General features: G+C 73.8%; 14 protein-coding genes and 1 pseudogene. 12 read left to right on the top strand and 3 right to left on the bottom strand.

All coding sequences use genetic code 11. The features are described 5' to 3' along the window. Positions 1-27: 27 nt before the first annotated feature. From AB0G17_RS25530 to AB0G17_RS25505, 6 genes and pseudogenes are all read left to right on the top strand, one after another. Positions 28-2280, top strand: a pseudogene (locus AB0G17_RS25530) (glycosyltransferase); the annotation flags it as partial. After that, a complete protein-coding gene (locus AB0G17_RS25525; RefSeq protein WP_361387189.1) occupies positions 2277-3974 on the top strand; it encodes a hypothetical protein in 1698 nt (565 codons plus the stop codon). The pseudogene AB0G17_RS25530 and the gene AB0G17_RS25525, both read left to right, overlap by 4 nt. Before the next feature lie 82 nt (positions 3975-4056). Further along, a complete protein-coding gene (locus tag AB0G17_RS25520; protein ID WP_361387186.1) occupies positions 4057-5031 on the top strand; it encodes an NAD-dependent epimerase/dehydratase in 975 nt (324 codons plus the stop codon). After that, positions 5019-5768, top strand: a complete 750-nt coding sequence (locus AB0G17_RS25515) for a spherulation-specific family 4 protein (RefSeq protein WP_361387183.1) — start codon at positions 5019-5021, stop codon at positions 5766-5768. The genes AB0G17_RS25520 and AB0G17_RS25515 overlap by 13 nt, the downstream gene beginning before the upstream one ends. A 63-nt stretch (positions 5769-5831) precedes the next feature. Then, positions 5832-7010: an adenylyltransferase/sulfurtransferase MoeZ gene (gene moeZ / locus AB0G17_RS25510; RefSeq protein WP_361387180.1), complete on the top strand. Its 1179-nt coding sequence runs from the start codon at positions 5832-5834 to the stop codon at positions 7008-7010. 165 nt (positions 7011-7175) lie between these two features. After that, positions 7176-7652, top strand: coding sequence for a hypothetical protein (locus AB0G17_RS25505; RefSeq protein ID WP_361387177.1), 477 nt, complete (start codon positions 7176-7178; stop codon positions 7650-7652). Positions 7653-7693: 41 nt separating this feature from the next. Here the strand turns inward: AB0G17_RS25505 and AB0G17_RS25500 are convergent, their stop codons facing one another. The 3 genes from AB0G17_RS25500 to AB0G17_RS25490 form a co-directional block, all read right to left on the bottom strand. Further along, the gene (locus AB0G17_RS25500; RefSeq protein WP_361387174.1) at positions 7694-9250 is read right to left on the bottom strand and encodes an alpha/beta hydrolase; all 1557 of its coding nucleotides are present in this window, start codon (positions 9248-9250) and stop codon (positions 7694-7696) included. Positions 9251-9411: 161 nt separating this feature from the next. Further along, positions 9412-10992 (bottom strand): alpha/beta hydrolase, encoded by a 1581-nt coding sequence (locus AB0G17_RS25495; RefSeq protein ID WP_361387171.1) that lies wholly within the window; start codon positions 10990-10992, stop codon positions 9412-9414. An 80-nt stretch (positions 10993-11072) separates the two neighbouring features. Then, a complete protein-coding gene (locus AB0G17_RS25490; RefSeq protein WP_361387168.1) occupies positions 11073-13958 on the bottom strand; it encodes a lysylphosphatidylglycerol synthase domain-containing protein in 2886 nt (961 codons plus the stop codon). Positions 13959-14200: 242 nt separating this feature from the next. On the opposite strand from AB0G17_RS25490, the gene AB0G17_RS25485 reads away from it, so the two are divergent. From AB0G17_RS25485 to nudC, 6 genes are all read left to right on the top strand, one after another. Further along, a complete protein-coding gene (locus AB0G17_RS25485; RefSeq protein ID WP_361387165.1) occupies positions 14201-14647 on the top strand; it encodes an MGMT family protein in 447 nt (148 codons plus the stop codon). 152 nt (positions 14648-14799) lie between these two features. Continuing rightward, positions 14800-18396, top strand: coding sequence for an ATP-dependent DNA helicase (locus AB0G17_RS25480; RefSeq protein ID WP_361387162.1), 3597 nt, complete (start codon positions 14800-14802; stop codon positions 18394-18396). Between the two features lie 84 nt (positions 18397-18480). Next, on the top strand, positions 18481-19326 hold the full coding sequence (locus AB0G17_RS25475) for a hypothetical protein (RefSeq protein WP_361387159.1): 846 nt from the start codon (positions 18481-18483) through the stop codon (positions 19324-19326). A 333-nt stretch (positions 19327-19659) separates the two neighbouring features. Continuing rightward, positions 19660-23382 carry a UvrD-helicase domain-containing protein gene (locus tag AB0G17_RS25470; RefSeq protein ID WP_361387157.1) on the top strand — a complete coding sequence of 1241 codons (3723 nt, stop codon included), beginning with the start codon at positions 19660-19662 and terminating at the stop codon, positions 23380-23382. Positions 23383-23392: 10 nt separating this feature from the next. Beyond that, entirely contained in the window at positions 23393-24811 is a 1419-nt protein-coding gene (locus AB0G17_RS25465; RefSeq protein ID WP_361387154.1) for a dipeptidase, read from the top strand. A gap of 94 nt (positions 24812-24905) precedes the next feature. After that, complete coding sequence (gene nudC / locus AB0G17_RS25460) at positions 24906-25877, top strand: NAD(+) diphosphatase (RefSeq protein WP_361387151.1); 972 nt, start codon at positions 24906-24908, stop codon at positions 25875-25877. The last annotated feature ends 35 nt before the right edge of the window (positions 25878-25912 follow it).

Below are 25912 nucleotides of genomic sequence, written 5' to 3'. Positions count from 1 at the left end.
GGTGGGTCGTCGCGGTTCGCGGAGGCGCTGTACGGGCTGGCCGAACTCGCCCGGGATTGCGGCGGGTTGTCCGCCGCCCTGCGCTCCGAGACGGCCGTGCGCGTCCTGGAGGCCGCCTGCCGCACCCCCGGCGCGAGCCGCGCGGTGCAGGCCGCGCGCGTCCCCGACTACCTGGCCTTCGCCGATCTCCTGGAGCGCGCCCTGCGCCCCCTCTCGCTCGACTGGTACGACGCGGCGGGCCTCGGCGACGTCGACCTCTGCCATGCGGCCGGAGGCGGCTCGGCCGCCCTCCCGGGTCTGCTGGCCCAACGCTTCTTCGGGGTTCCGCTGCTGGTCACCGAGTACGGGGTGCAGCTGCGCGCGCAGTACCTCGCGGCGGGCGACGCGCGGGTCCCGGTGCGGGCGCTGATGGCCGCCTTCCACCAGCGGCTCGCCGCCGAGGTGTACGAGCGGGCCGCCCTCATCACCCCCGGCAACACCCACACTCGCCGCTGGCAGGAGAAGTGCGGCGCCGACCGCGCCAAGCTGCGCACGGTGTACCCGGGCATGGCCGCCGACCGCTTCCAGGCGGTGGGCGAGGACCCGGGCGGGGGCGACCCCACCACGCTGGTCTGGGTCGGCCGCATCGACCCGACCAAGGACCTCATCGCCCTGCTGCACGCCTTCGCGGAGGTCCGCCGCGCGGAACCGGACGCGCGGCTGCGCATCTTCTACACGGGCCAGGCGTCCGGCGCCGCCCCAGGCACGCAGTCCCACGGGATGGGGCCGGCTCCGTACGGCGACGCGCCGGGCGGGGGGCGCGGTGGGGCTGCGCCGGGGTTCTTCGACGGTGCCGGTGCCGGTTTAGGTTTGGGTTTCGGCGGTGGGGCCGGCTCGGCCGGGTTCGGCTCGCCCGGATTCGGTTCGGCCGGATTCGGTTCGGCCGGGTCCGGCGGGACGGGTTTGGGCGGCCGTGGCGGTGGCGGTGGTGGTCGCCACGGCTTCGGTGCGGGCGTCCGGGGCGCTGCGGGGTATGAGGGGACGGGCCACGGGATCAGCGCGGCCGGGCCGGACTACGGCTTCGGGCCGGACTACGGCTTCGGGCCGGGGTCGGGCCGCGCGGCCGGTTCGGGGTACGGAGCGGGATCGTCTTACGGTGCCGGATCGGCGTACGGTGCCGGATCGGCGTACGGTGCCGCATCGGCGTACGGGGTCGGCGGCGCGGGCCATGCGGCCGGGCCGGGTTCGGATTACGGGTTCGTCCAGGGACACGCGGGCGGCTCCGGCCACGGCGGTGCCCAGGCATTCGGCGGCGCCCACGGAGATGGCGGCGCCCACGGAGATGGCGGCGCCCATGGATACGGCAGCGCCCACGGATACGGGAACGCCCGGGGATACGGATTCGGCGGAGCCCAAGGATTCGGCGCTCCCGCCTCCCCCCTGTCGCCGGAGGCCGCCGCGTACCTCTCCCACTGCCGCGCCCTCGCGGCCCAGCTCTTCCCCGACGAAGCGGTGGACGCGCACGCGGTCGGGGACAACCCGGTCTCCTTCGAGGAGATCGGCGGGCCGGGCGCGCCGGAGCTGGCCGACGCGTACGCCTGCGGCAGCGTCGTCGTGCTCTCCAGCGTCGTGGAGGGCTTCCCGGTCAGCCTGGTCGAGGCGATGTTCTGCGGCCGGGCCACGGTCTCGACGGACGCGGGCGCGGTGGTCGAGGTCATCGGCGGTACGGGGCTGGTGGTGCCGCCGCGCAACCCCCGCGCTCTGGCCGACGCGTGCGTGGCGCTGCTGCGCGACCCCGAACGCCGCGAACGACTCGGCGCCGCCGCCCGCGCCCGCGCGCTCGAACTCTTCACCGTCGAGCAGAACCTCGCGGCATTTCACGGCATTTACCTGGAGCTGATGTCCCACTGCCCGGTGCACCGCGAGACCGTGGACGAGAGTGGCGACCCGGTGCCCTTCTCCCGCCCGGCGGAGGCCCACGTCCTGGGCAGCTGGGCGGCGCTGGCCGCCCCGTCCACGGCCGCCGGTCACGCCCCGAGCTGGGCGGACGCGGGTGCGCGCGGCGATGGCTCGCGGCGTACGGGCTGGGGCGGCGCGACCGGCCGGGGCGTGGGCCCGGACCGAGCCGGGGCGCCGAGTGCCGACCCCGGCGCTCCTACTGAGCCCGGCCACCGCACCACTGGCCACTCCGCCCCCTCCCGTACCGCGTCCGGACACCCGGCCCCGCTCCCCTCGGACCCGATCGGCCCGCCCGGTACCGGCCGCTCCGGCTCCGCCCACGCCGAGGAGGCGACCCGATGACCCGCCCCCCGACGACCCGGCCGACGGGCGGCCCCGCCGACAACGACATCCCGCGCGCCCCCGAGAGCTCGGGCGCCTGGGACATCCGCTCGGAGGCCCTGCTGACCGACCCGATCCCCAAGCGCCCCACGGGCGTACGAGGCCAGCGCCTGCCGATCCCGAGGGTCAACCCGTCCTCCCCGCAGGGGAGTGCGAGAGGGACGGCGAGCGAGGCGCGTCCGGAGTCCGCTACCGCGAACTCCGCCCACCCGGCGACCGGTTCCCCCTGGGAGGCCCCGGCACCCCAGGAGGACCCGCAGCCCGGGGCGCCTCGTGATTCCGCGGCGTCCCAGGAGCCCGTCACCGTCCAAGAGCCCACCGAGGGCGAGGCTCCCGCCAAGGGCGAGGCTCTCACCGAGGACGCGGACCCCACCCAGGACGAAGCCACCGAGGACGCGGACCCCACCCAGGACGAAGCCACCGAGGACGCGGACCCGACCCAGGACGAAGCCATCGAGGACGAGGCCCCCACCCAAGACGACGCCGTCGACGACGCGGACCTCCCCACCGCCCGGAGGCCCGCGGCCCCCGGCCAACCCCCAACGGCGGCCCCCCGCCCCCGCCCCCGGCGCGGCCCCGCCGACCCCGTCAAGGCGCTCATGCACCGGCACCGGGACCTGTGCGAGCGGGCCGTCGATCCGCTGGAGATCGCCGCCGGGCTCGAAGCGCACGGGGTGACCGACCGGACCGCCGCCCGCTTCCGGCACCGGGACGTGTTCTCGCTCGCCGAGGAGCTCTACGCGCGCGTGCCGCGCGGCACCGAACCGCCGCGCCACGACCTGGGACCCGCACCCCAGCCCGCCGGGCGGCCGTTCCGGGTGCTGCGCGCGCTGCTGCCCGGCGCGCTGTGCGCCCTCACCGTGACGGCGGCCCGGCTCACCGTGGGCGGGGCACGGCTCGCCGTGATCGCCGCCGGGGCCGCGGCCGTCGGCGCCGCCCTCGCGTACGCCGTCCGGCGCGGACCCCTGCGGACCGGCCGTGGCGCCGGGCTGCCGTGGGCGCTCTGGCTCGCCGCGTACGCCGTCGCGGGCGACGGCCTGCTGGACGCGCTGGTCACGGGCGGCCCGGACGGCGGGCCCGGCGGCTCCGACGGCTGGGCCGCCGACCCGGCGGCCGCCGTCGGCCTCACCCTGGCCGTCGCCCCCGCCACCTGGTGCGCCCGCCTCTTCGCCGTACGCGCCCGGCGCGGCCTCGCCACCAGCCGTGGCCTGGAGGAGTTCACCGGCCGCTCCCGTCCCCTCCTGCTCGGCACGGTCGCCCTGTTCCTGGCCGTCCTCGCCGCCGTCCTGCTGACCGGCCGATTCGCTTACGGACACGGCTCGTTCGCGTCCGCCATCGCACCCGGCGCGCTGCTCTTCCTGGCGCGGCTGCTCGCCCTGCACGGCTTCGCACCGGTCGCCACCGCCGGACTGCGGGCGGCCGCCTGCGCCGAGGCGGCCGCCCTCGCCCTGGTGCTCGCCGGCCGGCTGCCGGGCTGCGGCGTCCTCGCCCGCCCGGTGACCGCCGCCGTCGAGGCGGGCGGCGCGGGAGCCGTCCCGGCGGCCGTCTGCGGCGCCGCCGCCCTCGCTCTGCTGGCCAGGGCCACCGCGGTCCTCGCCCGCGCCTCGGCCCACTCCGCACGCCCATCCACCCCCGAACAGCACTACACGCATTGACGCGCACTGATGCCCGAAGGAGAACGAGACACATGACCGCCCTGCCCCCGGCCTCCTGCCGACCGCACGGAAAGGCCGTGCGATGAGGGTGCTACTGCTCGGTGCCAACGGATATCTGGGCCGTTTCGTCGCCGACCGCCTGCTCGCCGACCCGGCCGTCCAGCTCACCGCGCTCGGGCGCGGCGACGACGCCGACGTCCGGTTCGACCTCGCCTCCGGCAGCCCGGGAGCCCTCACCCGCTTCCTGGACGCCGTCCACCCCGGGGTCGTGATCAACTGCGCGGGCGCCACCCGCGGCGGCGCCCGCGAACTGACGCGGCACAACACCGTCGCCGTCGCCACCGTCTGCGAAGCCCTGCGCCGCAGCGGCTGCGGGGCCCGCCTCGTGCAGCTCGGCTGCGCCTCCGAGTACGGCCCCTCCCAGCCGGGATCGTCCACCGCCGAGGACGCCGTGCCGCGCCCCGGCGGCCCGTACGGCGTGAGCAAGCTCGCCGGGACGGAGCTGGTCCTCGGCTCCGGCCTCGACGCCATCGTGCTGCGGGTCTTCTCGCCGGTCGGGCCCGGCACCCCCGCCGGATCCCCACTCGGCCGCCTCGCCGAGGCGATGCGCCGCGCCATGCAGTCCGGCGACGGGGAACTCAAGCTCGCCGGGCTCGGAGTGCAGCGCGACTTCGTGGACGTCCGCGACGTGGCCCGCGCCGTGCACGCCGCCTCCCTCTCGGCCGCCCAGGGCGTCGTCAACATCGGGACCGGCCGCTCGGTGAAGCTGCGCGACGCGGCCGCCGTCCTCGCCCGGGTCGCCGGGTACGGCGGCGCGCTGCACGAGCTGGACGCCGGACCCGGCCTGCGGCCAGGCGTCATCGGCGCCCCCCGCCCGTCCGCCGACGCCGTCCTGGAGCACCTGGCGGCGGCGCCCCCGGCCCCGTACCCCGACGGCTGCGGCAGCTGGCAGCAGGCCGACGTCCGCACCGCGCGCGACCGGCTCGGCTGGCGGCCCCGCATCAACCTGGAGGAGTCGCTGGCCGACATCTGGATGGAGGCGGCGTGCCGCATCTGACCACCACCGGCGCCCCGCGCGCGGCGACCTCGGGACGGCTCGGGTTCGGTGTCCCCGGCTGCGCGCACCCCCTGGTCGCCCCGGTCGAGTGGGCCGAGCTGACCCGCCCCGGCACCCCGCTGCACTGGGCGGTCCTGAACGTTGCCGACGGCCCGGGCAGCAGGCCCGACCCGCACTGCCTGGAGGCCGCCGGGAAGCTGCGCAACGCGGGCATCCGCGTCCTGGGCCACCTCGACACGGCGTACGGGACCCGCCCCTTCGGGGAGCGGATCTCCGACGCGCACCGGTTCCTCGACTGGTACCGCGTCGACGGCTTCCTGCTGGACCGCTGTCCCACGGACCGGGACGCACTGCCCGAGGTGCGGCGCACGGTCTCGGCCCTGCGGGCCCTGCGCGAGGGCGCCCACCTGGTGCTCGGCCAGGGCGTCCACCCGTACCCGGGCTACGCGGAGAGCGCCGACCAACTGGTCACCTTCACCGGACCGTGGAGCGAGTACCGGTGGTCGCAAGCGGCCGAGTGGACCGCCGACCACCCGGCGGAGCGCTTCTGCCACTTCGTCCACGGAGTGCCCCGCACCCACCTCGACGAGGCCCTGCGGATCGCCCGCTGGCAGGGCGCGGGCACGATCTACTTCACCGACCGGGGCGACAGCGGGGGACAAATGAACCCATTCGAGACACTGCCCGGCTACTGGGACGAAATCGTCTCGCGTATCGGACCGGGTATCTCGGAATGAGAAGTGGCGTGGCAGTGTTACCGGAAGAACAACCGTACTGACATACCGACCGACGGAGTTTCCGTGTCGCTGCCACCCTTGGTAGAGCCGGCTGCCGAGCTCACCGTAGACGAGGTCCGCAGGTACTCGCGCCACCTGATCATTCCCGATGTCGGGATGGACGGGCAGAAGCGGCTGAAGAACGCCAAGGTGCTCTGTGTGGGCGCCGGCGGCCTCGGCTCGCCGGCCCTGATGTACCTGGCCGCCGCCGGTGTCGGCACGCTCGGCATCGTCGAGTTCGACGAGGTCGACGAGTCGAACCTGCAGCGCCAGATCATCCACAGCCAGGCCGACATCGGCCGTTCCAAGGCCGAGTCCGCCAAGGACTCGGTGCTGGGGATCAACCCGTACGTGAACGTGGTCCTGCACGAAGAGCGGCTCGAAGCCGAGAACGTGATGGACATCTTCAGCCAGTACGACCTGATCGTCGACGGCACGGACAACTTCGCCACCCGGTACCTCGTCAACGACGCGTGCGTGCTGCTCAACAAGCCGTACGTGTGGGGCTCGATCTACCGGTTCGACGGCCAGGCCTCGGTCTTCTGGTCCGAGTACGGTCCCTGCTACCGCTGCCTCTACCCGGAGCCCCCGCCGCCGGGCATGGTCCCCTCCTGCGCCGAGGGCGGCGTCCTGGGCGTGCTCTGCGCGTCCATCGGCTCCATCCAGGTCACCGAGGCGATCAAGGTCCTCGCGGGCGTCGGCGAGCCGCTGGTCGGCCGACTGATGATCTACGACGCCCTGGAGATGCAGTACCGCCAGGTGAAGGTCCGCAAGGACCCGAACTGCGCGATCTGCGGTGAGAACCCAACCGTCACCGAGCTCATCGACTACGAGGCCTTCTGCGGCGTCGTCTCCGAGGAGGCCCAGGAGGCGGCGCTCGGCTCGACCATCACTCCCAAGCAGCTCAAGGAGTGGATCGACGCCGACGAGAAGATCGAGATCATCGACGTCCGCGAGCCGAACGAGTACGAGATCGTCTCCATCCCGGGCGCCAAGCTGATCCCGAAGAACGAGTTCCTGATGGGCAACGCCCTCCAGGACCTGCCGCAGGACAAGCGCATCGTGCTGCACTGCAAGACGGGCGTCCGCTCGGCCGAGGTGCTCGCGGTCCTGAAGTCCGCGGGCTTCGCGGACGCGGTCCACGTCGGCGGCGGCGTGATCGGCTGGGTCCACCAGATCGAGCCGGAGAAGCCCGTCTACTGACCGGTCCGCCGGTCCGTCCACTGATCCTTCTGTAAGGAACGTCCCGTAGGACATTTGTCCTGCGGGACCCAGGACGGTCATCTCTGCCGCGTTCGGTGCCCCCTGAGCGAAGCTCTTTCTTGTCAGCGAGATCAGCGAGAGAGCACGCGCGAAGGGGGCACTGTGATGACCACGGTGGCAATCGAGAACCAGGTCCGCACGGCGGGAACCGAGGCTGCCGGGACGCAGACCGAGGCGCAGGCCGGCACCACCGCGCAGCCGGAGATCAAGGGCCTGCCCAACTGGTACTTCCCGCTGGTCGGTTGCTTCGCCGGGGTCTTCGACATCGCCCGCGCGTACCCGGTGGTCTACTGGCTGATCCCCCTCGTGGCCGCCCTGAACATCGCCCTCACGCTCACCGTGCTCAGGGCCCGGATGCGCTACATGAGGGCGCTCTGGAAGAACAAGCGCACCCGCATGCTGGCCCTCGGCCTGCTCGGCCTCCGCTTCGTGGTCCGCTTCGGCCTGAGCTTCGCCGGCCTCGCGATGGGCGCGGCGAGCGGCAGCCTCGTCGTCGGCGTCGTGATGGCGGTGCTGGGCATGGCGATGGCCTGGGGCGACCAGTGGCTGATCCTGCGCACCCTCGAGCGCGCCCGGGCCTGACGGCCGCCCGGCCGGACCGGAGCCCGGCCGTGCCCGGTCCGCTAGGACTGGCAGACGGTCCCGTTCACCGGGACCTTGCCCTCCAGCAGATACGCGTCGACGGTCCGCATCACACAGGTGTTGCCCGCGGTGTACGCGCCATGGCCCTCGCCCTTGTTGGTCAGCAGCACCCCCACGCCCGCGCCCAGCTTGTCCGCCATCTTCTTCGCGCCCTCGTACGGGGTCGCCGGGTCGCCGGTGGTGCCCACCACCAGGACCGGACCCGCACCCGGGGCACTCGCCTCCGGCACGTCCCGCTCGCCCGGCACCGGCCAGTTCGCACACCACCCGGCCGTGTCCCAGGCCAGGAACTCCCCGAAGACGGGGGATATTCGCCGGAATTCCGGCACCAGCGCCCGCGCCTGCGCGGCGGTCGGCCGCGCTGTGCTGTCGTCGCAGGAGATCGCCCGCTGCGAGTGGCTCTGCGTCCCGTAATGCCCGCTCCTGGAGCGGTCGCTGTACGAGTCGGCCATCGCGAGCAGCAGGTTGCCGGTGCCGCGCTCCTGGACCTCCGCGAGTGCCTGGGTGAGGTAGGGCCAGCTCTCCTTCGAGTACAGCGGCATGACGATGCCGGTCAGTGCGAGGCTCTGGTTGAGCTCGCGCCCGCCCGACGTGGGCAGCGGTCGCTCGTCGAGCCGCGACAGGAGCCCCGCGATCCGCTCGGTGCCCGCCTTCGGGTCCTGGCCGGTCGACTTCAGGTAGTCGTCGAGGGCCCGCTGGAAGCCGGTGGCCTGGTTCCGCGCGTGGCCCACCGCGTCGGCGGTCGGGTCGACCACCGCGTCCAGCACGGTCCGCCCCACCTGGTGCGGGAACAAGTGGGCGTAGGTGCCGCCCAGTTCGGTTCCGTAGGAGATTCCGAAGTAGTTGAGCTTCGCGTCGCCGAGGACCTGGCGGAGCAGGTCCATGTCCCGGGCCGCGTTGCTCGTCCCCACATACGGCAGGACCTTCCCGGAGCGGCGCGCGCAGCCCGCGCCGAAGTCGGCCCCGTCCTTGAGGAAGGCCGCTTCCTCGGCCGGGGTGTCCGGAGTGGCGTCGATCCGCCGCTCGGCGTCCGCCTGTTCCTTGTCGTCGCGGCACACCACGCCGGAGCTCCTGGCGACGCCGCGCGGGTCGAAACCGACCAGGTCATAGCGCGAGTTGAGGGAGCGGAAGGTGTTCGCGGCCCGCGGCAGGATCTCCACGCCCGAGCCGCCGGGGCCGCCGAAGTTGAAGAGCAGCGAGCCGATCCGCTTGTCCTTGTCGCGCGCCTGCTTGCGCACGAGCGCGACGGAGATGGTGTCACCGGCCGGTTTCGCGTAGTCCAGCGGCACCTTGACCTCGGCGCACTGCCATCCCGGGCTTTTGCACGAACTCCAGCGCGGCCGCTGCCCGGTGAGCGCGGCCGGGAGCGCCCGGGCCTTGTCGTCCGTGCCGGCCGTGGGCGCGGCGGAGGCCGTGCTCTTCGGCGGGGCGGTGGCGCCCGAAGCCTTCCCGCCGGAGTCGCAGCCCGCGAGCAGCCCGGCCGCGATCACGGCGACGGCGGCCAGCGCTCCTGCCCGTACCCGTACAAGACTGTTCATGGACGCCCCCCACGCGCCGAGTGAATCAAGTCCAGTCATCGTAGGCGGCCCCACTGACAACGCCCCGAGAGCCCGCCCGGCACCGGCTTCCGGCCCAGGTCGGCGGGGGTGCGAACCCAGCCCGCCCCCCCCGCCTGCCCCCTGCCCGGCCCCCGCCCGGGCTACTGGCAGACCGTCCCGGCCGCCGGCGCCTTGCCGTCCAGCAGATAGGTGTTCACCGCGTCCTGCACGCACTTGCTGCCGCTGTTGTACGCGCCGTGCCCCTGCCCCTTGTACGTCAGCTCCACCCCGACGCCCGCCCCGAGCTTCTCCGCCATGTGCTTGGCGCCCTCGTACGGCGTGGCCGGGTCGCCGGTGTTGCCGACGACCACGATCGGCGCCGCGCCCGGCGCGCTCACCTCGGGAGTGCTCCACTGGCCGGGCACGGGCCAGGCGGCGCAGCTCACCATGCCCCAGCCGAGGAAGTCGCCGAAGACGGGGGACGCCTTGCGGAACTCGGGCAGCTTGGCCTTCGTTTGGTCCAGTGAGTAACGGTCCTTGAAATCAGCACAGTTGATGGCGGTGTTGGCCGCCTGGATGTTGCTGTACGTGCCGTCCTTGGCCCGGCCGTTCATCGCGTCGGACAGGGCGAGGAGGAGGGCGCCGTTCCCGCCCTCCGCCTCGTCCACGCCCCGCTCCAGGAGCTGCCAGTACTCCTTGGAGTAGAGGGCCTGGGCGATGCCGTTGGTCGCCTCGGTCTGCGTCAGCATGCGGGTGCCGCTGCCGGGGATGGGCTGCTTGTCGAGTTCGGCGAGGAGCTTGACGATGCCGGCCTCGACCTCCTTCACGTCCGATCCGGCCAGCTGGCACTTGTCGCCCCGGTCCACACAGTCCTGGGCGAAGTTGTCGAGGGCGAGCTGGAAGCCCTTGGCCTGCCCGAGCGCGCCCTGCTCGGCGGTGCTGGTGGGGTCGACGACGGCGTCGAAGACGGCCCGGCCGACGTTCTTGGGGAACAAGTGGGCGTACACCCCGCCCAGTTCGGTCCCGTAGGAGATCCCGAAGTAGTACAGCTTGTCGTCGCCGAGCACCTGGCGCATCAGGTCCATGTCGCGCGCGGCGCCGGCGGTGCCGACATGGGGCAGGACCCGCCCCGAGTTGGACTGGCAGGTCGCCGCGAACGCCTTCATGTGGTCAGTGAGGGACTTCTCCTCGGCCGCGTCGTCCGGCGTGAAGTCCTGCGCGAAGTAGCGGTCGAGCTGGCTGTCGCTCTCACACTGCACGGGTGCGCTGGAGCCGACCCCGCGCGGGTCGAAGCTCACCAGGTCGTAGCGGGCCCTGAGCTTGTCGTAGTCGCCCGCGACGGCGGGCAGGGTGCTCACCCCGGAGCCGCCGGGGCCGCCGAAGTTGAAGATCAGCGACCCGATGCGCCTGTCCTTGTCGCGGGCCTCGGCCCGGATGAGCGCGAGCTCCACCGACCCGGCGTCGGGCTTGTCGTAGTCGAGGGGCACGCGCATGGTGGCGCACTTCCACTCGCCCCCGCCGGGCGGTGGCGAGGGCGTGTCCCCGCTGCCCTCCGCCTGGGAGGGGGCGCCGCACTTCTTCCAGTTCAGCTTCTGGGAGGCGAGCGCCGACGCCTTGGCCGGGGACGACTCCTTGGTCCCGCTGTCGGAGCACCCGGTGGCGGTGAGCAGCAGGGCGGCGGTGACGGTGGCGAGAGAGGCGGCACGCAGGGCGGCGGAGTTCTGGGCGACGGGGTTCTCCATGCCCCCATCGTGGGCCCGGCAGCCGGGGCCCGCGCGAAACCGCAGGCCATGCGGGTGGCCGGAGCCTCTGTGCGGGCCCGTCAGAGTTCGCCCCTGCGCGTCAGGTAGTTGAAGCACAGCCACCCCGGCAGCACCGGCAGCCAGAAGGTGAGCAGCCGGTAGAGCAGCACGGCGGAGGCCGCCGTCTCGGCCGGCAGGCCCGCGATGGTCAGGGCCGTGGAGAGGGCCAGCTCGACCGCGCCGACACCGCCCGGCGTGGGGGCGGCCGACCCCAGCGCGTTGGCGGTGAGGAAGACCACCGCGACGCTCGCGTAGCTGAGGGTGTTGTCGCCGGAGCCGAAGGCCCGGATGGAGGCGTCCAGACACATCACGAAGGTGCCGGTGATCAGCAGTATCCCGCCGATGCCGGTGAGCAGCTTCTGCGGCCGCTGGAGCACGTCCAGCATGCGCGGCACCACTCCGGCGAACAGCGACCGGACCCGGGTGACGACGAACTTCCTCAGGAAGGGGATGGCGGTGACCACCAGGATCAGCACCGCGGCCGTCAGCAGACCCGCGATCACGGTCCGGGACGGCGAGAGGTCCGGCGTCTTCTCGGTGCCTGTCACATAGCCGAAGACCAGCAGCAGCGAGATGTGGGAGGCGAGCCCGAAGAGCTGTGAGGCGCCCACACTCGCCACCGCGAGGCCGGGGCGCACCCCCGCACGCTGCAGGAATCGGGTGTTCAGGGCGACACCACCGACCGCCGCCGGGGCGACCAGCTTCACGAACGAGCCCGCGACCTGCGCGATCACGGCCCGCCAGAACGGCACCTTCTCGGGGACGAAGCCCAGCAGGCTCGCCGCCGCCGCCGGGTAGGAGAGGGCGGAGAAGAGCACGGCCGCCGCCACCCAGCCCCACTGCGCGTTCGCGACGAGATCGCCGAACTTGATGTGGGTGATCTGCACCAGCAGGTAGTACGCGGCGATGGCACCGGCCACGAAGGTCAGCAGGGTCTTCACCTTGATGCGCTCCAGGCGCACCGGCTCGACCGGGGCCTGCGGGCGGATCAGCAGCACCTGGGCGCGGATCTGGGTGAGCAGATCGTCCTCGCGCGCGTTCTCCAGTGCCTCGTCGATGGCCTCCTTCTCGGCCTTCTTCTCGGCGCGCACCGCCTTGTTCTCGGCCCGTACGGCCTTGCGCTCGTCCCCGGCGGCCGACGGCTGCTCAGGAGCGCTCGGCGCCTCGGCGTCGCGCTGTCTGGCCTCCGCCGCCTCGGCGGCCCGCGCCTCCTTTGCCGCGAGCGAGGCCTCGATGACGGCCTCGCGCTCGCGCTGCGCCTGCTCGCGCGCCAGACGGCGCAGCGTCGCGCGCGTGGAGCGGGTCAGGGCGATCGGCTGGAGCAGCGGCAGGCTGTCGGCCACGGTGTCCGGGCCGAGCACCTCCACGGCGGCGGCCACCGCGCGCTCGGCGCCGACCCGCAGCCCGAGGGTGACCAGGAGCTGCGCGATGTCCATGCGCAGCACCACATCGCCGGCCGCGATCTCGCCGCCGCGCAGATCCGTGAGGATGACCGTGCCGGAACGATCCACCAGGATCGCGTCCCCCGCGAGCCGGCGGTGGGCGATGCGCCGCGACTGCAGCGCGCGCACCTGCCGCCAGGCGCTGCGCATCAGCTCGTCGGTGATCTCCTCGTCGTCCAGCGAGTCCAGGGAGCGCCCGCCGGTGTGCTCGTACACGAGCATCACGGCGTCCGGCCCGAGCTCGGAGGTGGCGATCAGCTTGGGCGCGTGCGCCCCGGCGGCGATCGCCGCGTACGCGAGCAGCGCCTCCGACTCCAGCGCCTGGCGCAGCGACTGGATGGAGCGGCGGGTGGTGATGGAGCGCAGGGTCAGCCGCCGCCAGACCCGGTAGAAGAAGCCCTGGGCCTGCTGTTCGCGGTCGACGACGGTCACATCGAGCGGCGGCGCGTCCTCCAGGGTCACGAAGTAGCGGCGGCCCCGGTCGCCCTGCTCCATGGAGTCCGGGACGTCCTCGGCGCGCATGGCGGTGAGTGGCCGGAAACCGACGTTCCGCAGTCCGGCGAGGAGGGTCTGCCCGGTGGGCCGGACATTGGGCGACCCCACCGCGTACAGCGTTCCGTAGGCGACCGTCCAGCCGAGCAGGACCGTGACGAGGATCGAGAAGGCGGTCGTCTGGCCCCCGACGAGCACGGCGAAGGAGTTGAGCAGCAGGACCGCCCACAGAGCGACCCGCCAGCGTGGTCTGCGGGCCATGCCGACGGCCGTCATATAGGCGATGACCGGGGCGAGATAGCCGTGCACGGGGTCGGTGAGACCGCCCGACCCGGACTGCTGGGTGAGCGCGCTGGTGATCGACTCGGGCGCCGACTTGGCCACCCAGAGATCGGTGGCGAGGGCCGCGCCGTGGGCGAGCACGGCCGCGAGCACACCGTCCGCGATGCGCAGTCCATCACGTTTGATCAGCCGCTCGATGGCGAAGGCGACCGGCAGGATCAGCACGGCGATGGAGGAGACCAGACCGGCCAGCCGGATCAGTACGTCCGGGGCCTGGTCCGAGCCCTTGCTGATGTCCTGCTCCAGGCCGGACGTGGTGTGGTGGGCGATCGCGGCGATGGTGAGCACGATCGCGATGGCCAGCACGCCGCTGATCAGCCGCACGAGGTCGGAGGGGCGGTGCACGCGCGCGGGGAGCAGGGGTTCGTCCACGGAGACGCGCTCGATGGCGCCCGAGCCCTCACAGGCCTCGAAACCGGACCCGGCCTCCTTCTCCGCCCCGCGCAGCGCGGAGGTGGCCGTGGCGCCGGACGGGGTCACGGAGGAGGTCCTGGCGCCGGGCGCGGAGGAGCCGGACGGGGCCCCGGACGCGGCCGACGGGCCGGACGCGGCCTTCGCGCCGGAAGCGGGTACGTCGGACCGCGCCCCCGTCTCCGGGGTGCTGCCGGCCGCCGCTTCGGGTGGCTGCACGCCCCGCTCCTTCGCCGTCTGGTCCGCTGTCTCGCCGGTCTGGTCTTCGCTCTGGTCTTCGTGCTCTCGTATCACCGGTCACCGCCCGCATGATGGTGGCATGACCAGGCCCCCCAGGGGGGCATCAGGGTGCGTCGAGAGGGCGTACTCCGTGCGATACGCGCCCTAGGGCCATAGTGCGCGCGGTCAGCGGGAGCCTGCTCCCCGGTCGACTGTCGGTGGCGTACGGCAGGATGGACAGGGTGAGCGATGAGCTGCCGGAACTCCCGGAGTATGCCGAAAGGGTGCTGGACGTCGCCGAGCAGATCCCGCCCGGCCGGGTGATGACGTACGGGGACGTCGCCGAATGGCTCGGCGAGGGCGGCCCCCGCCAGGTCGGCCGCGTCATGGCGCTGTACGGCGGCGCCGCGCCCTGGTGGCGCGTGGTGCGCGCGGACGGCGCACTGCTGCCGGGCCACGAGCTGCGCGCCCTCGGTCACTACCGGGAGGAGTCCACGCCCCTGCGTGAGGCGAGCCGCTCGGCCGAGGGACATCTGCCGCGCCTGGACATGCGCAGGGCGCGCTGGGGCGGCGGTGCGCAGGGCGGCGAGGGCGCGGGGAGCCGGTCCGCGCGCGCCGGAGAGATAGCGGGCGCCGCGCGGTCGGCGGGCGCGAAGCACGAGGTCGGCGGCGGAGCGGCTCATATCTGACAGCTTCGGCCATGGGGCGTCACCGGGGGCGGCCGCAGGACCGTACGGATGACTCGCTGCGTGCCGGGCGCGCTTCGGCGTACCGTCGACAGTCGGCACGGCCCCCTTCCGTACCCCCATCACCAGCACACCCACCAGGACCGGCGATCCACGTGAGCTCCTCCTCCTTCACCGGGCGTACGACGTACCCCCAGGTACGACGGCGGTCCGCCGGCGCGTACCGACTGGTACGTACCCCGTTGAGCCCGGTGGCCCCCCCTTTGCTGGACGCACGTCAGCGGGCGGTGGTTGACCATGGCCAGGGGCCGCTGCTCGTCCTCGCCGGACCGGGCACCGGCAAGACCACGACGCTCGTCGAGGCGGTCGCGGCCAGGGTGGCCGCCGGGACCGACCCCGAGCGCATCCTCGTCCTCACCTTCAGCCGCAAGGCCGCGGTGGAGCTCCGCGACCGGATGGCGCTGCGCCTGGGCGGCACCCGGGGCCCGCAGGCCACCACCTTCCACTCCTACTGCTACGCCCTGGTCCGCGCCCACCAGGACGCCGACCTGTTCGCCGAGCCGCTGCGGCTGCTGTCCGGCCCCGAGCAGGACGTGGCCGTGCGCGATCTGCTGGCCGGTCAGCTCGGCCTGGAGCGCGAGGGGCTCGCCCACGTCCGCTGGCCCGACGAACTGCGCGCCTGTCTGACCACGCGCGGCTTCGCCGACGAGGTGCGCGCGGTGCTCGCCCGCAGCCGCGAACTGGGCCTGGCACCGGACGCGCTGGCCGCCTTCGCCCGGCGCACCGGCCGCCCCGACTGGCGTGCGGCGGCGGCGTTCTTGGCCGAATATCTCGATGTCCTCGACCTCCAGGGCGTACTGGACTACGCGGAACTGGTCCACCGGGCGGTGCTGCTCGCCGAGCGCGGCCCGCACTCCGGCACGTCGTCCCACGTCTCCTCCTCCGCCCGGTCGTACGGGCCCGCTCTGGCCGATGCGTACGACGCCGTGTTCGTGGACGAGTACCAGGACACCGACCCGGCCCAGGTCCGCCTGCTGCGGGCCCTCGCGGGCGGTGGCCGCACGCTGGTCGCCTTCGGCGACCCGGACCAGTCGATCTACGCGTTCCGGGGCGCCGACGTCAACGGGATCCTCGACTTTCCGGACACGTTCCGGCGCGTTGACGGCACTCCGGCGCCGGTCGAGGTGCTGACGACGTCCCGCCGCTCGGGCGAGAAGCTCCTCGCCGCGACCCGACTGCTGACCCGGCGGATGCCGATGCCGCGCCTGCCGTACGAGAAGGTACGGGCCCACCGCGAGCTGGCGGCGGTACGCGCGGGTGGGCGCGTGGAGGCGTACACCTACCCGACCGCCTCAACGGAGCTGGAGAACATCGCGGACATCGTTCGGCGCGCCCATCTGGAAGAGGGCGTTCCGTGGCACGACATGGCGGTCCTGACCCGCGCGGGCGCCCGCGCCCTGCCTGCCCTGCGCCGCGCCCTGACGTCGGCGGGCGTTCCGGTGGAGGTGGACGGCACGGACATCCCGCTGCGCCACGAGCCCGCGGTGACGCCCCTGCTGACGGCCCTGCGGGCGGTGGCGACGGCGGCGCTGCGGGGCCCGGCGGAGGAGGGCGAGGAGGGGCCCGGAGCGGCAGCCGACGGCGTCGTGGCGGCGGGCGCCCCCACTGACGGCGAGGAGAGTGCCCGCGCGGCCGACGCCGGCGAGGAGGGCGCTTCCGCCGACGGCGCGGCCGATGACGGTGAGAACAGTCCTGCGGCTGAGGGCGGCGCGGCCGATGACGGTGAGGGGGGTGCTGCCCCCGACGGTAGTGCGGCCGACGACGGCAAGGAGGGCGGTCCTGCCGCTCACGGCCGCGCGGCCGATGACGCCCCACCCCCCTGGCTCGACCCCGAAACCGCCCTCGAACTGCTCACGTCGCCCCTCGGCGGCATGGACAGCGCCGACATCCGCCGCCTCGGCCGCGCCCTGCGCGACGAGGAGCGGGCCGCGGGCAACCGCGTGCCGGCGCCCTCCGACGTCCTCCTCGCGCGCGTGCTCGCCGAGCCCGAGCGGCTCGTCGCGCACGACCCGGCGTACGCCCGGGGCGCCCAGCGCCTGAGCGCGCTGCTGCGCAAGGCCCGCGAGCTCCTGGAGGGCGGCGGCACCGCGGCCGAAGCCCTGTGGGAGCTGTGGAGCGGCACCCCCTGGCCCCAGCGCCTGGAACGGGCCGCGCTGCGCGGCGGTACGGCCGGACGCAACGCCGACCGCGACCTGGACGCGGTGTGCGCGCTGTTCGACACCGCGGCGCGCGCCGAGGAGCGCACCGGCGGCCGGGGCGCCCTCAACTTCCTGGAGGAGGTCGACGCGCAGGACATCGCCGCCGACACCCTCACCCGCCGCGCGGTGCGCCCCGACGCCGTACGCCTCATGACCGCCCACCGCTCCAAGGGGCTGGAGTGGGGCCTGGTCGTCGTCGCGGGCGTGCAGGAGGGCCTCTGGCCCGACCTGCGCCGCCGCGGCTCGCTCCTGGAGGCCGACCGCATCGGCCGCGACGGCCTCGCCGAACCGCTCACCCCCGGCGCTCTCCTGGCCGAGGAGCGCCGCCTCTTCTACGTCGCCGCCACCCGCGCGCGCGACCGTCTCGTCGTGACCGCCGTCAAGGCCCCGGCCGACGACGGCGACCAGCCCTCCCGCTTCCTCACCGAGCTCGGCGAGGAACCGAAGGACGTCACCGGCAGGCCCCGCCGCCCGCTGGCCGTCGCCGCGCTGGTGGCGGAGCTGCGCGCCACCACTGTCGACCCGGAGGCGTCCGAGGCGCTGCGGGACGCCGCCGCCCGCCGCCTCGCCCGCCTCGCCGCCCTCACCGACGACGAGGGCCAGCCGCTCGTCCCCGCGGCTCACCCGTACCGCTGGTGGGGGTTGAACGAGCCGACGCGCTCGGCGGTTCCCCTGCGCGACCGCGATCACCCGGTCGTGCTCTCCGGGAGCGCGCTCGACCAGCTCGCCAACACCTGCGCGCTGCAGTGGTTCCTGGGCCGCGAGGTGAAGGCCGACGCCCCCGCGACCGCCGCGCAGGGCTTCGGCAACGTGGTGCACGTACTGGCGGACGAGGTCGCCTCCGGGCGTACGGCCGCCGATCTGGCCGTGCTGATGGAACGGCTGGACTCGGTGTGGGACGCCCTGGCCTTCGACGCGCCCTGGAAGTCGGCCCAGGAGAAGAACAACGCGCGCGTGGCGCTGGAGCGGTTCCTGCGCTGGCACACGCTGGACCGTACGGGCCGCACCGCCGTCGCCACCGAGCACGACTTCGACGTGACGCTGGAGGCGGGCGAGTACGAGGTCCGCATCCGCGGGTCCATGGACCGGGTGGAACAGGACGAGGCGGGCCGCGCCTACGTCGTCGACTTCAAGACCGGCAAGCAGGCGCCCACCGCGGGCGAGGTGGCCGCGCATCCCCAGCTGGCGGTCTATCAGCTGGCGGTCGAGCGGGGTGCGGTCGACGAGGCGTTCGCGGGCGAGCGCCCCGTGTCCGGCGGCGCCGAGCTGGTCCATCTGCGCCAGCCCGCCCCCAAGAAGGAGGGCGGCGAGGCGTACCCGAAGGTGCAGGCGCAGGAGCCGCTGGCGGGGGAGTGGGTCGGCGACCTCCTCGCCACGGCCGCGGGCCGCGTCCTGGACGAGCAGTTCACCCCGAACCCGGGTCAGCAGTGCACCAACTGCACCTTCCGTACGTCGTGCTCGGCCCAGCCGGAGGGGCGGCAGGTGCTGGAGTGACGTTTTGGGGCGCAGAGCCGCTGTAGTGACGGGGGCACGCCAGTCGCACGATGTCTCCGGTTCACCAGTCGTGAGGAGAGACACATGCGGGTCAGACGGAACGCCCTGGTCGTCGCGGTGGTCGGTACGACCGCTGTCGCCGGGCTTGCTGGGTGCGGCAAGGAAGACGCCAACAGTGCCAAGGGGGTTTCCGAGGCCAGGAAGCCCTCCGCGACGGCCTCCGCGACACCCGCGGACCCGTTCGCGGGGATGAGCGCCGACGCGATCGCCGAGAAGGCGGTCGGCGTCACGAAGACGGCGAACACCGTCAAGGTGGCGGGTGCGGGGATCTCCGACGGCGAGCACATGAGCCTGGAGGTCACGGTCACCCGCGCGGGCCACTGCTCCGGCAGCGTGACCGTCAAGGGCGGCAAGGCCCACATACTCAAGGCCGACGCCAAGGCCTACTACATGAAGGCCGACGAGAAGTTCTACCGGGCCATGGCCAAGGAGGACGGCACCTCCAAGCAGGAGGCCGACGCCATGGTCGAGGTCCTCAAGGGCCGCTGGATGAAGATCCCGTCGGACGCCCCGGCGAAGTCCGCGAAGCGCCACGACAAGTCGTCGGACGACGACATGGGTCAGTTCTGCGTGCTCTCCGAGCTCGTCGCGGGCATGGACGACGACAAGGCCGACCGCACCGGGATGACCAAGGGCGCCGACACCGTCGTCGCCGGTGTGCCGGCGGTCACGCTCGTCGGCAAGAAGAAGAGCGACGGCTCCGCCGTCACGATGTACGTCGCCAAGCGGGGGCCGGCCCATCTCCTGAAGGTCGTCGAGACGGGCGGCAAAGAGCCGGGCACCGTCACCTTCGGTGACTACGACAAGCCCGTGACGATCACTCCGCCGCCCGCCGACCAGATCATGGACCTGGAGAAGCTGGGCATGTAGCCGGGCGGCGTTCCGGCTCCGGCTCCGGCTCCGGCTCCGGCTCAGGCTCCGGCTCCGGCTCCGGAAGGCCCGGAGAGATGAAGGCCTGACGGTCGGGCGCGCCGGGGGCGCGGCGCGGGCAGGGCGAGGGGGCTGCCGCCCCGCCGACCGGTCCCGGGCGGGGTGCGGGAAGCCATCGCCCGAGTCCTGGGCGGAGTGCGAGAAGCGTCGCCCGCGTCCCGGGTGCGGTGCCGCGCGGGAGCCTCATCCGCGTCCCCAGCCGGGGTGCGGGGAGCGTCACACCGGCCTCGACGGGGGCCACGGTTGTCAGTGGCCCCCGTTAGCCTCTCTGGGGTGCCCCTCCTCAGCGATCCCGAAGAGCTCAAGGAGCTCCTCGGTATCCCGTTCACCCCGGAGCAGACGGCGTGCATCACCGCCCCGCCCGCCCCGCAGGTCGTCGTGGCCGGCGCCGGGTCCGGGAAGACCACCGTGATGGCGGCCCGGGTGGTCTGGCTGGTCGGCACCGGGCAGGTCGCCCCCGAGCAGGTCCTGGGCCTGACCTTCACCAACAAGGCGGCGGGCGAGCTCGCCGAGCGGGTCCGGACGGCCCTGGTCCGCGCCGGCATCACCGACCCGGACGCGATCGATCCGGACAACCCGCCGGGCGAGCCCCGGATCTCGACGTACCACGCCTTCGCCGGACAGCTCCTGACCGATCACGGCCTGCGGATAGGTCTCGAACCCACCTCCCGGCTGCTCGCCGACGCCACCCGCTACCAGCTCGCGGCCCGCGTGCTGCGCGAGGCACCCGGCCCCTACCCCGCGCTGACCAAGTCCTTCGCCTCCCTCGTCAGCGACCTGCTGGCGCTCGACGCGGAGCTCGCCGAGCACCTCGTACGACCGGAGGAGCTGCGGGCGTACGACCGGGAGCTGCTCAGGGCGCTGGAGGGCGCCCGCCTCAGCAACGCGGATCTGCGCAAGGTGCCAGAAGCGGCCGAGGGACGGCGGGAACTCCTCGATCTCACCGTCCGTTACCGGGATGCCAAGAAATCCCGTGACCTGCTCGACTTCGGTGACCAGATCGCGCTCTCCGCCGAGCTCGCCCTCACCCGCCCCGAGGTCGGCCGGATCCTGCGCGACGAGTTCCGCGTCGTGCTGCTCGACGAGTACCAGGACACCTCGGTCGCCCAGCGCCGGCTGCTCGCCGCCCTGTTCGGCGAGGGCACCGGGCACGCCGTGACCGCCGTCGGCGACCCCTGCCAGGCCATCTACGGCTGGCGCGGCGCCTCGGTGGCCAACCTCGACGACTTCCCGCGCCACTTCCCGTACGCGGACGGCCGCCCCGCCACCCGCCACTCCCTCAGCGAGAACCGCCGCAGCGGCGGCCGGCTGCTCGACCTCGCCAACTCGCTGGCCGCGCCGCTGCGCGCGATGCACGCGGGCGTGGAGGCGCTGCGCCCCGCACCCGGCGCCGAGCGCGACGGCACGGTCCGCATCGCCCTGCTCGACACCCACCAGGAGGAGACCGACTGGCTAGCGGACTCCCTCGCGCACCTCGTCCGCACCGGCAAGGAACCCGGTGAGATCGCCGTCCTGTGCCGGACCGCGGGCGACTTCCCGCAGATCCAGGGCGCACTCGTCGCGCGCGACATCCCCGTCGAGGTCGTCGGCCTCTCCGGGCTGCTGCACCTGCCCGAGGTCGCCGACCTCGTCGCGGTCTGCGAAGTCCTCCAGGATCCCGGTGCCAACGCCTCGCTCGTCCGCGTCCTGACCGGCCCGCGCTGGCGCATCGGCCCCCGCGACCTCGCCCTGCTCGGCCGCCGCGCCCGCCGTCTCGTACGGCGCGAGAGGGCCGGGTCCGACGACCCGGACCAGCGGCTCGCAGACGCCGTGGAGGGCGTCGACCCGGCCGAGGTGATCTCCCTCGCGGACGCGCTCGACACCTTCCTGGAGGCGGGCGACGGCGAGGACGACGCGCTGCCGTTCTCCGCCGAGGCACGGGTCCGCTTCGCCCGGCTCGCCGCCGAGCTGCGCGATCTGCGCCGCTCGCTCGCCGACCCGCTCATGGACCTCCTCCACCGCGTGCTCACCACCACCGGCCTGGAGGTCGAGCTCTCGGCCTCGCCGCACGCCCTGGCCGCCCGCCGCCGCGAGACCCTCGCCAACTTCCTGGACATAGCGGCGGGGTTCGCGGCCCTGGACGGCGAGGCCTCGCTCCTGGCCTTCCTCGGCTTCCTGCGCACCGCCGCCCAGTACGAGAAGGGCCTGGACAACGCCCTGCCGGGCGGCGAGAACACCGTGAAGGTGCTCACCGCCCACAAGTCCAAAGGACTTGAGTGGGACGTCGTCGCCGTCCCCGGCCTGGTCAACGGAACCTTCCCCTCCACACAGCCGCGGGAGGCCTGGACGGCCCAGGCCAAGGTCCTCCCGCACGCCCTTCGCGGCGACGCCCCGACCCTCCCGGCCACTCCGGAGTGGGACGCCAAGGGCCTCAAGGCCTTCAAGGAAGAGCTGAAGGAGCACCAGCACACCGAGGAACTGCGCCTGGGTTACGTCACGTTCACGCGCCCGCGCTCGCTCCTCCTCGGCTCGGGCCACTGGTGGGGCCCGAGCCAGAAGAAGCCGCGCGGCCCGTCCGAGTTCCTGCACGCGCTGTACACCCACTGCGAGGCGGGCCACGGTGAGATCGAGGCCTGGGCCGACGCGCCGGCCGAGGACGCCGAGAACCCGGCCCTGAGCGAGTCGGCCGCCACGCACGCGTGGCCGCTCCCGCTCGACCCCACGTCGCTGGCCCGCCGACGGGCGGCGGCGGACACGGTCCTGGCGTATCTGGACGCGGAGGCCACGGCCGACGCCGAAGAGCCGCACTACGCGCGCGAGGACGCGCGCTCCGCCCGTACGGCGTCGCGCCACGCGCGCGAGGAGGCGGACTTCCCGTACGCAGACGGGTCCCACGGGGACGGGCTCTACGAGGACCCGTTCGACGAGGATCTCTTCGGCGAGGAAACCTTCGACGAGGGCGGCCCCTTCCCGCTGGACGGACCGCCGGACGGACTGCTGGACGGACCGCCGGACGGCCCCCTGGACGAGCCGCTGGACGGTTTCGGCGGCCTCGGCGACCCCGATGACCTCCCCTTCCTTGAGGACGGCTGGGACGCCCTCCCCACCCAGCGCCCGGCGCCGGTGGACGCCCCCGTGGCCCCCCGCCCCGGCCCCGACGTCCCCGTCCAGCACACCCGCCCCGACGCCCCCCTCCCGCAGCAGCGCGTCCTCACCCCCGAGGAGCGCCGGGCCATCGCCTCCTGGGACCGCGATCTGGAGGCCCTCACCACCGAGCTCCGCCGCGCCAGGGCCACCAGCCGCGACGTCCAGGTACCGGCCTCGCTCACCGCCTCCGACCTGCTGCGGCTCGCCGCCGACCCGGACGGCTTCGCCCAGGAGCTGGCCCGCCCGATGCCGAAGCCGCCACAGCCCGCCGCCCGCCGCGGCACCCGGTTCCACGCCTGGGTGGAGTCCCGCTTCGAGGAACTGCCGCTGCCCATGCTCGGCCCCGACGAGCTTCCCGGCGGCGACGAGAGCGACGCCGACATCGCGGACGAGCGCGACCTGACGGCCCTCAAGGAGGCGTTCGAGCGCTCCCCGTACGCCCGGCGCACCCCGCTCCGCACCGAAGCGCCGGTCCAGCTCACGCTGGCGGGCCGGGTGATCCGCGGCCGTATCGACGCGGTGTACCCGGGCGAGACGCCGGGCACGTACGAGATCGTCGACTGGAAGACCGGCCGCGGCGCCACCGGCGACCCGCTCCAGCTCGCCGTCTACCGCCTCGCCTGGGCCGAGCAGCACGGCGTCCCGCTGGAATCCGTCACGGCCGCCTTCCTGTACGTACGTACAGGGGACACCGTCCGCCCCGCCCGCCTGCCGGGCCGCGCCGAGCTGGAGCGGATCCTGCTGGGGGAGAGCGGGGGAGGGAACACCGGCGGCGCCGAGCGCGGGCACGCGCGCGAGGAAGCCGCTCACGTGCCCCCACCAGGCCCGGCCGGGACACCGGCGAACATGCCACCACCACCGGCCGGATAGGCTCAATGGCATGAGCGAGACCCCGGACAGCGCCGTCCAGACCGCAGCCGACGACACGGTGCGCGCGTACATCGAGCAGCACCGCGCCGCCTTCCTCGACGACCTCGCGCAGTGGCTGCGGATCCCGTCCGTGTCGGCCCAGCCCGAGCACGACGGCGACGTCCGGCGCAGCGCCGAGTGGCTGGCCGCCAAGCTCAAGGAGACCGGCTTCCCGGTCACCGAGGTCCTGCCGACCCCCGGCGCCCCTGCCGTCTACGCGGAGTGGCCCTCCGGCGACCCCGACGCCCCCACCGTGCTCGTCTACGGCCACCACGACGTGCAGCCCGCCGCGCGCGAGGACGGCTGGCACACCGAGCCCTTCGAACCGGAGCTGCGCGACGGGCGGCTGTACGGGCGGGGCGCGGCCGACGACAAGGGCCAGGTGTTCTTCCACACCCTGGGCGTACGGGCGCACCTCGCCGCCACCGGCCGCACCGCGCCCGCCGTCAACCTCAAGCTCCTGGTCGAGGGCGAGGAGGAGTCCGGTTCGCCGAACTTCCGCGCCCTTGTCGAAGCCCACGCCGACCGCTTCGCCGCCGACGCCGTGATCGTCTCCGACACCGGTATGTGGTCACAGACCACACCTACGGTGTGTACGGGCATGCGCGGCCTCGCCGAGTGCGAGATCCGGCTGTACGGACCGGACCAGGACATCCACTCCGGCTCCTTCGGCGGCGCCGTGCCCAACCCGGCCACCGCCGCCGCCCGCCTGGTCGCCGCGCTGCACGACGCCGACGAGCGGGTCGCCGTGCCCGGCTTCTACGACGGCATCGCCGAACTGACGGACGCCGAGCGCGAGCTCGTCGCCGAGCTGCCCTTCGACGAGGCCGAGTGGCTGCGTACCGCCAAGTCGCGCGCCGCCCACGGCGAAGCCGGGTACTCGACGCTGGAGCGCGTCTGGGCCCGGCCGACCGCCGAGGTCAACGGCATCGGCGGCGGCTACCAGGGCCCCGGCGGCAAGACGATCATCCCCTCGTCGGCGATGGTGAAGCTGTCGTTCCGGCTGGTCGCCGGACAGGACCCGGACCGGGTCGAGAAGCTCGTCACGGAGTGGGTCGCCACCCAGATCCCGGCCGGCATCCGGCACGAGATCGCCTTCAGCGCGGGCACCCGCCCCTGCCTGACGCCGCTGGACCACCCGGCCCTGCAATCCGTCGTACGGGCCATGGGCCGCGCCTTCGGCCAGAAGATCCGTTTCACCCGCGAGGGCGGCTCCGGCCCGGCCGCCGACCTCCAGGACGTGCTCGGCGCACCCGTGCTCTTCCTGGGGATCTCCGTCCCGTCCGACGGCTGGCACGCGCCCAACGAGAAGGTCGAGGTCGACCTCCTCCTCAAGGGCGTCGAGACCACCGCCCACCTGTGGGGCGACCTCGCCGCCGTACGGCGGTGAAGGGCCGCGGGGCCGCGCGCGCAGCCGGCCCTGGAGCACCACCGCCGAACGAACACCGCTGAACCCATCCACCCCGGGGGAGTTGGAAGCACCTGTGAGCACCACCAGCACCACCAGCAGTGACGCCACCGCGGACCGGCCCATCGGCCTCACCACGCCCATCAGCCTCACCGAGCCGAGCGGCGTCGACCGCGCGGCCCACCACCGCCTGGACGAGGCGTGGCTGGCGGCCGCCTGGAGCCACCCGACGACCAGGGTCTTCGTGGTCTCCGGCGGACAGGTCCTGATCGACGACACCGCCGACGGCCGCACGGAACTGGTGATGACCCCGGCCTTCGAGGCCCCGGTCACCGAGACCCACCGCTACTTCCTGGGCACCGACGACGACGGCGTCAGCTACTTCGCGCTCCAGAAGGACTCCCTGCCGGGCCGCATGGACCAGTCCGCGCGCGCCGCGGGTCTGCGCGAGGCCGGGCTGCTCCTGTCGCCCCGGGACGTCGGTCTCATGGTCCACGCGGTCGCCCTGGAGAACTGGCAGCGCCTGCACCGCTTCTGCTCCCGCTGCGGCGAGCGCACCGTCATCGCGGCCGCCGGCCACATCCGCCGCTGCCAGGCGTGCGGCGCCGAGCACTACCCGCGCACCGACCCGGCCGTCATCATGCTCGTCACGGACGAGCAGGACCGCGCGCTGCTCGGCCGCCAGGTGCACTGGCCGGAGGGCCGCTTCTCGACCCTGGCCGGCTTCGTGGAGCCCGGCGAGTCCATCGAGCAGTCGGTGCGCCGCGAGGTCTTCGAAGAGGCGGGCGTGACGGTCGGCGAGGTCGAGTACGTCGCCAGCCAGCCCTGGCCCTTCCCGTCCAGCCTGATGCTCGGCTTCATGGCGCACGCCACGTCCTCCGAGATCAACGTGGACGGCGAGGAGATCCACGAGGCCCGCTGGTTCTCCCGCGAAGACCTGCGCGCCGCGTTCGAGTCGGGCGAGGTCCTGCCGCCGTACGGTATCTCGATCGCGGCCCGCCTCATCGAACTCTGGTACGGCAAGCCGCTGCCCAGGCCCACGCACTGAGCCCCGGGGGCCCGAGCCCCGGCACTGCCGCGGGC

The organism is Streptomyces sp. NPDC023838 (genome assembly GCF_040639555.1).
Taxonomy (GTDB): Bacteria; Actinomycetota; Actinomycetes; order Streptomycetales; family Streptomycetaceae; genus Streptomyces.
This window is presented reverse-complemented; position numbering and strand designations above follow the sequence as displayed.

What these genes read in the sequence shown, in the direction of transcription:
- AB0G17_RS25520 (WP_361387186.1), top strand. Translation starts at nt 4,057, where the DNA reads ATGAGGGTGCTACTGCTCGGTGCCAACGGATATCTGGGCCGTTTCGTC.
- AB0G17_RS25465 (WP_361387154.1), top strand. Translation starts at nt 23,393, where the DNA reads ATGAGCGAGACCCCGGACAGCGCCGTCCAGACCGCAGCCGACGACACG.
- AB0G17_RS25525 (WP_361387189.1), top strand. Translation starts at nt 2,277, where the DNA reads ATGACCCGCCCCCCGACGACCCGGCCGACGGGCGGCCCCGCCGACAAC.
- AB0G17_RS25500 (WP_361387174.1), bottom strand. Translation starts at nt 9,250, where the DNA reads ATGAACAGTCTTGTACGGGTACGGGCAGGAGCGCTGGCCGCCGTCGCC.
- AB0G17_RS25505 (WP_361387177.1), top strand. Translation starts at nt 7,176, where the DNA reads ATGACCACGGTGGCAATCGAGAACCAGGTCCGCACGGCGGGAACCGAG.
- AB0G17_RS25475 (WP_361387159.1), top strand. Translation starts at nt 18,481, where the DNA reads ATGCGGGTCAGACGGAACGCCCTGGTCGTCGCGGTGGTCGGTACGACC.
- AB0G17_RS25495 (WP_361387171.1), bottom strand. Translation starts at nt 10,992, where the DNA reads ATGGAGAACCCCGTCGCCCAGAACTCCGCCGCCCTGCGTGCCGCCTCT.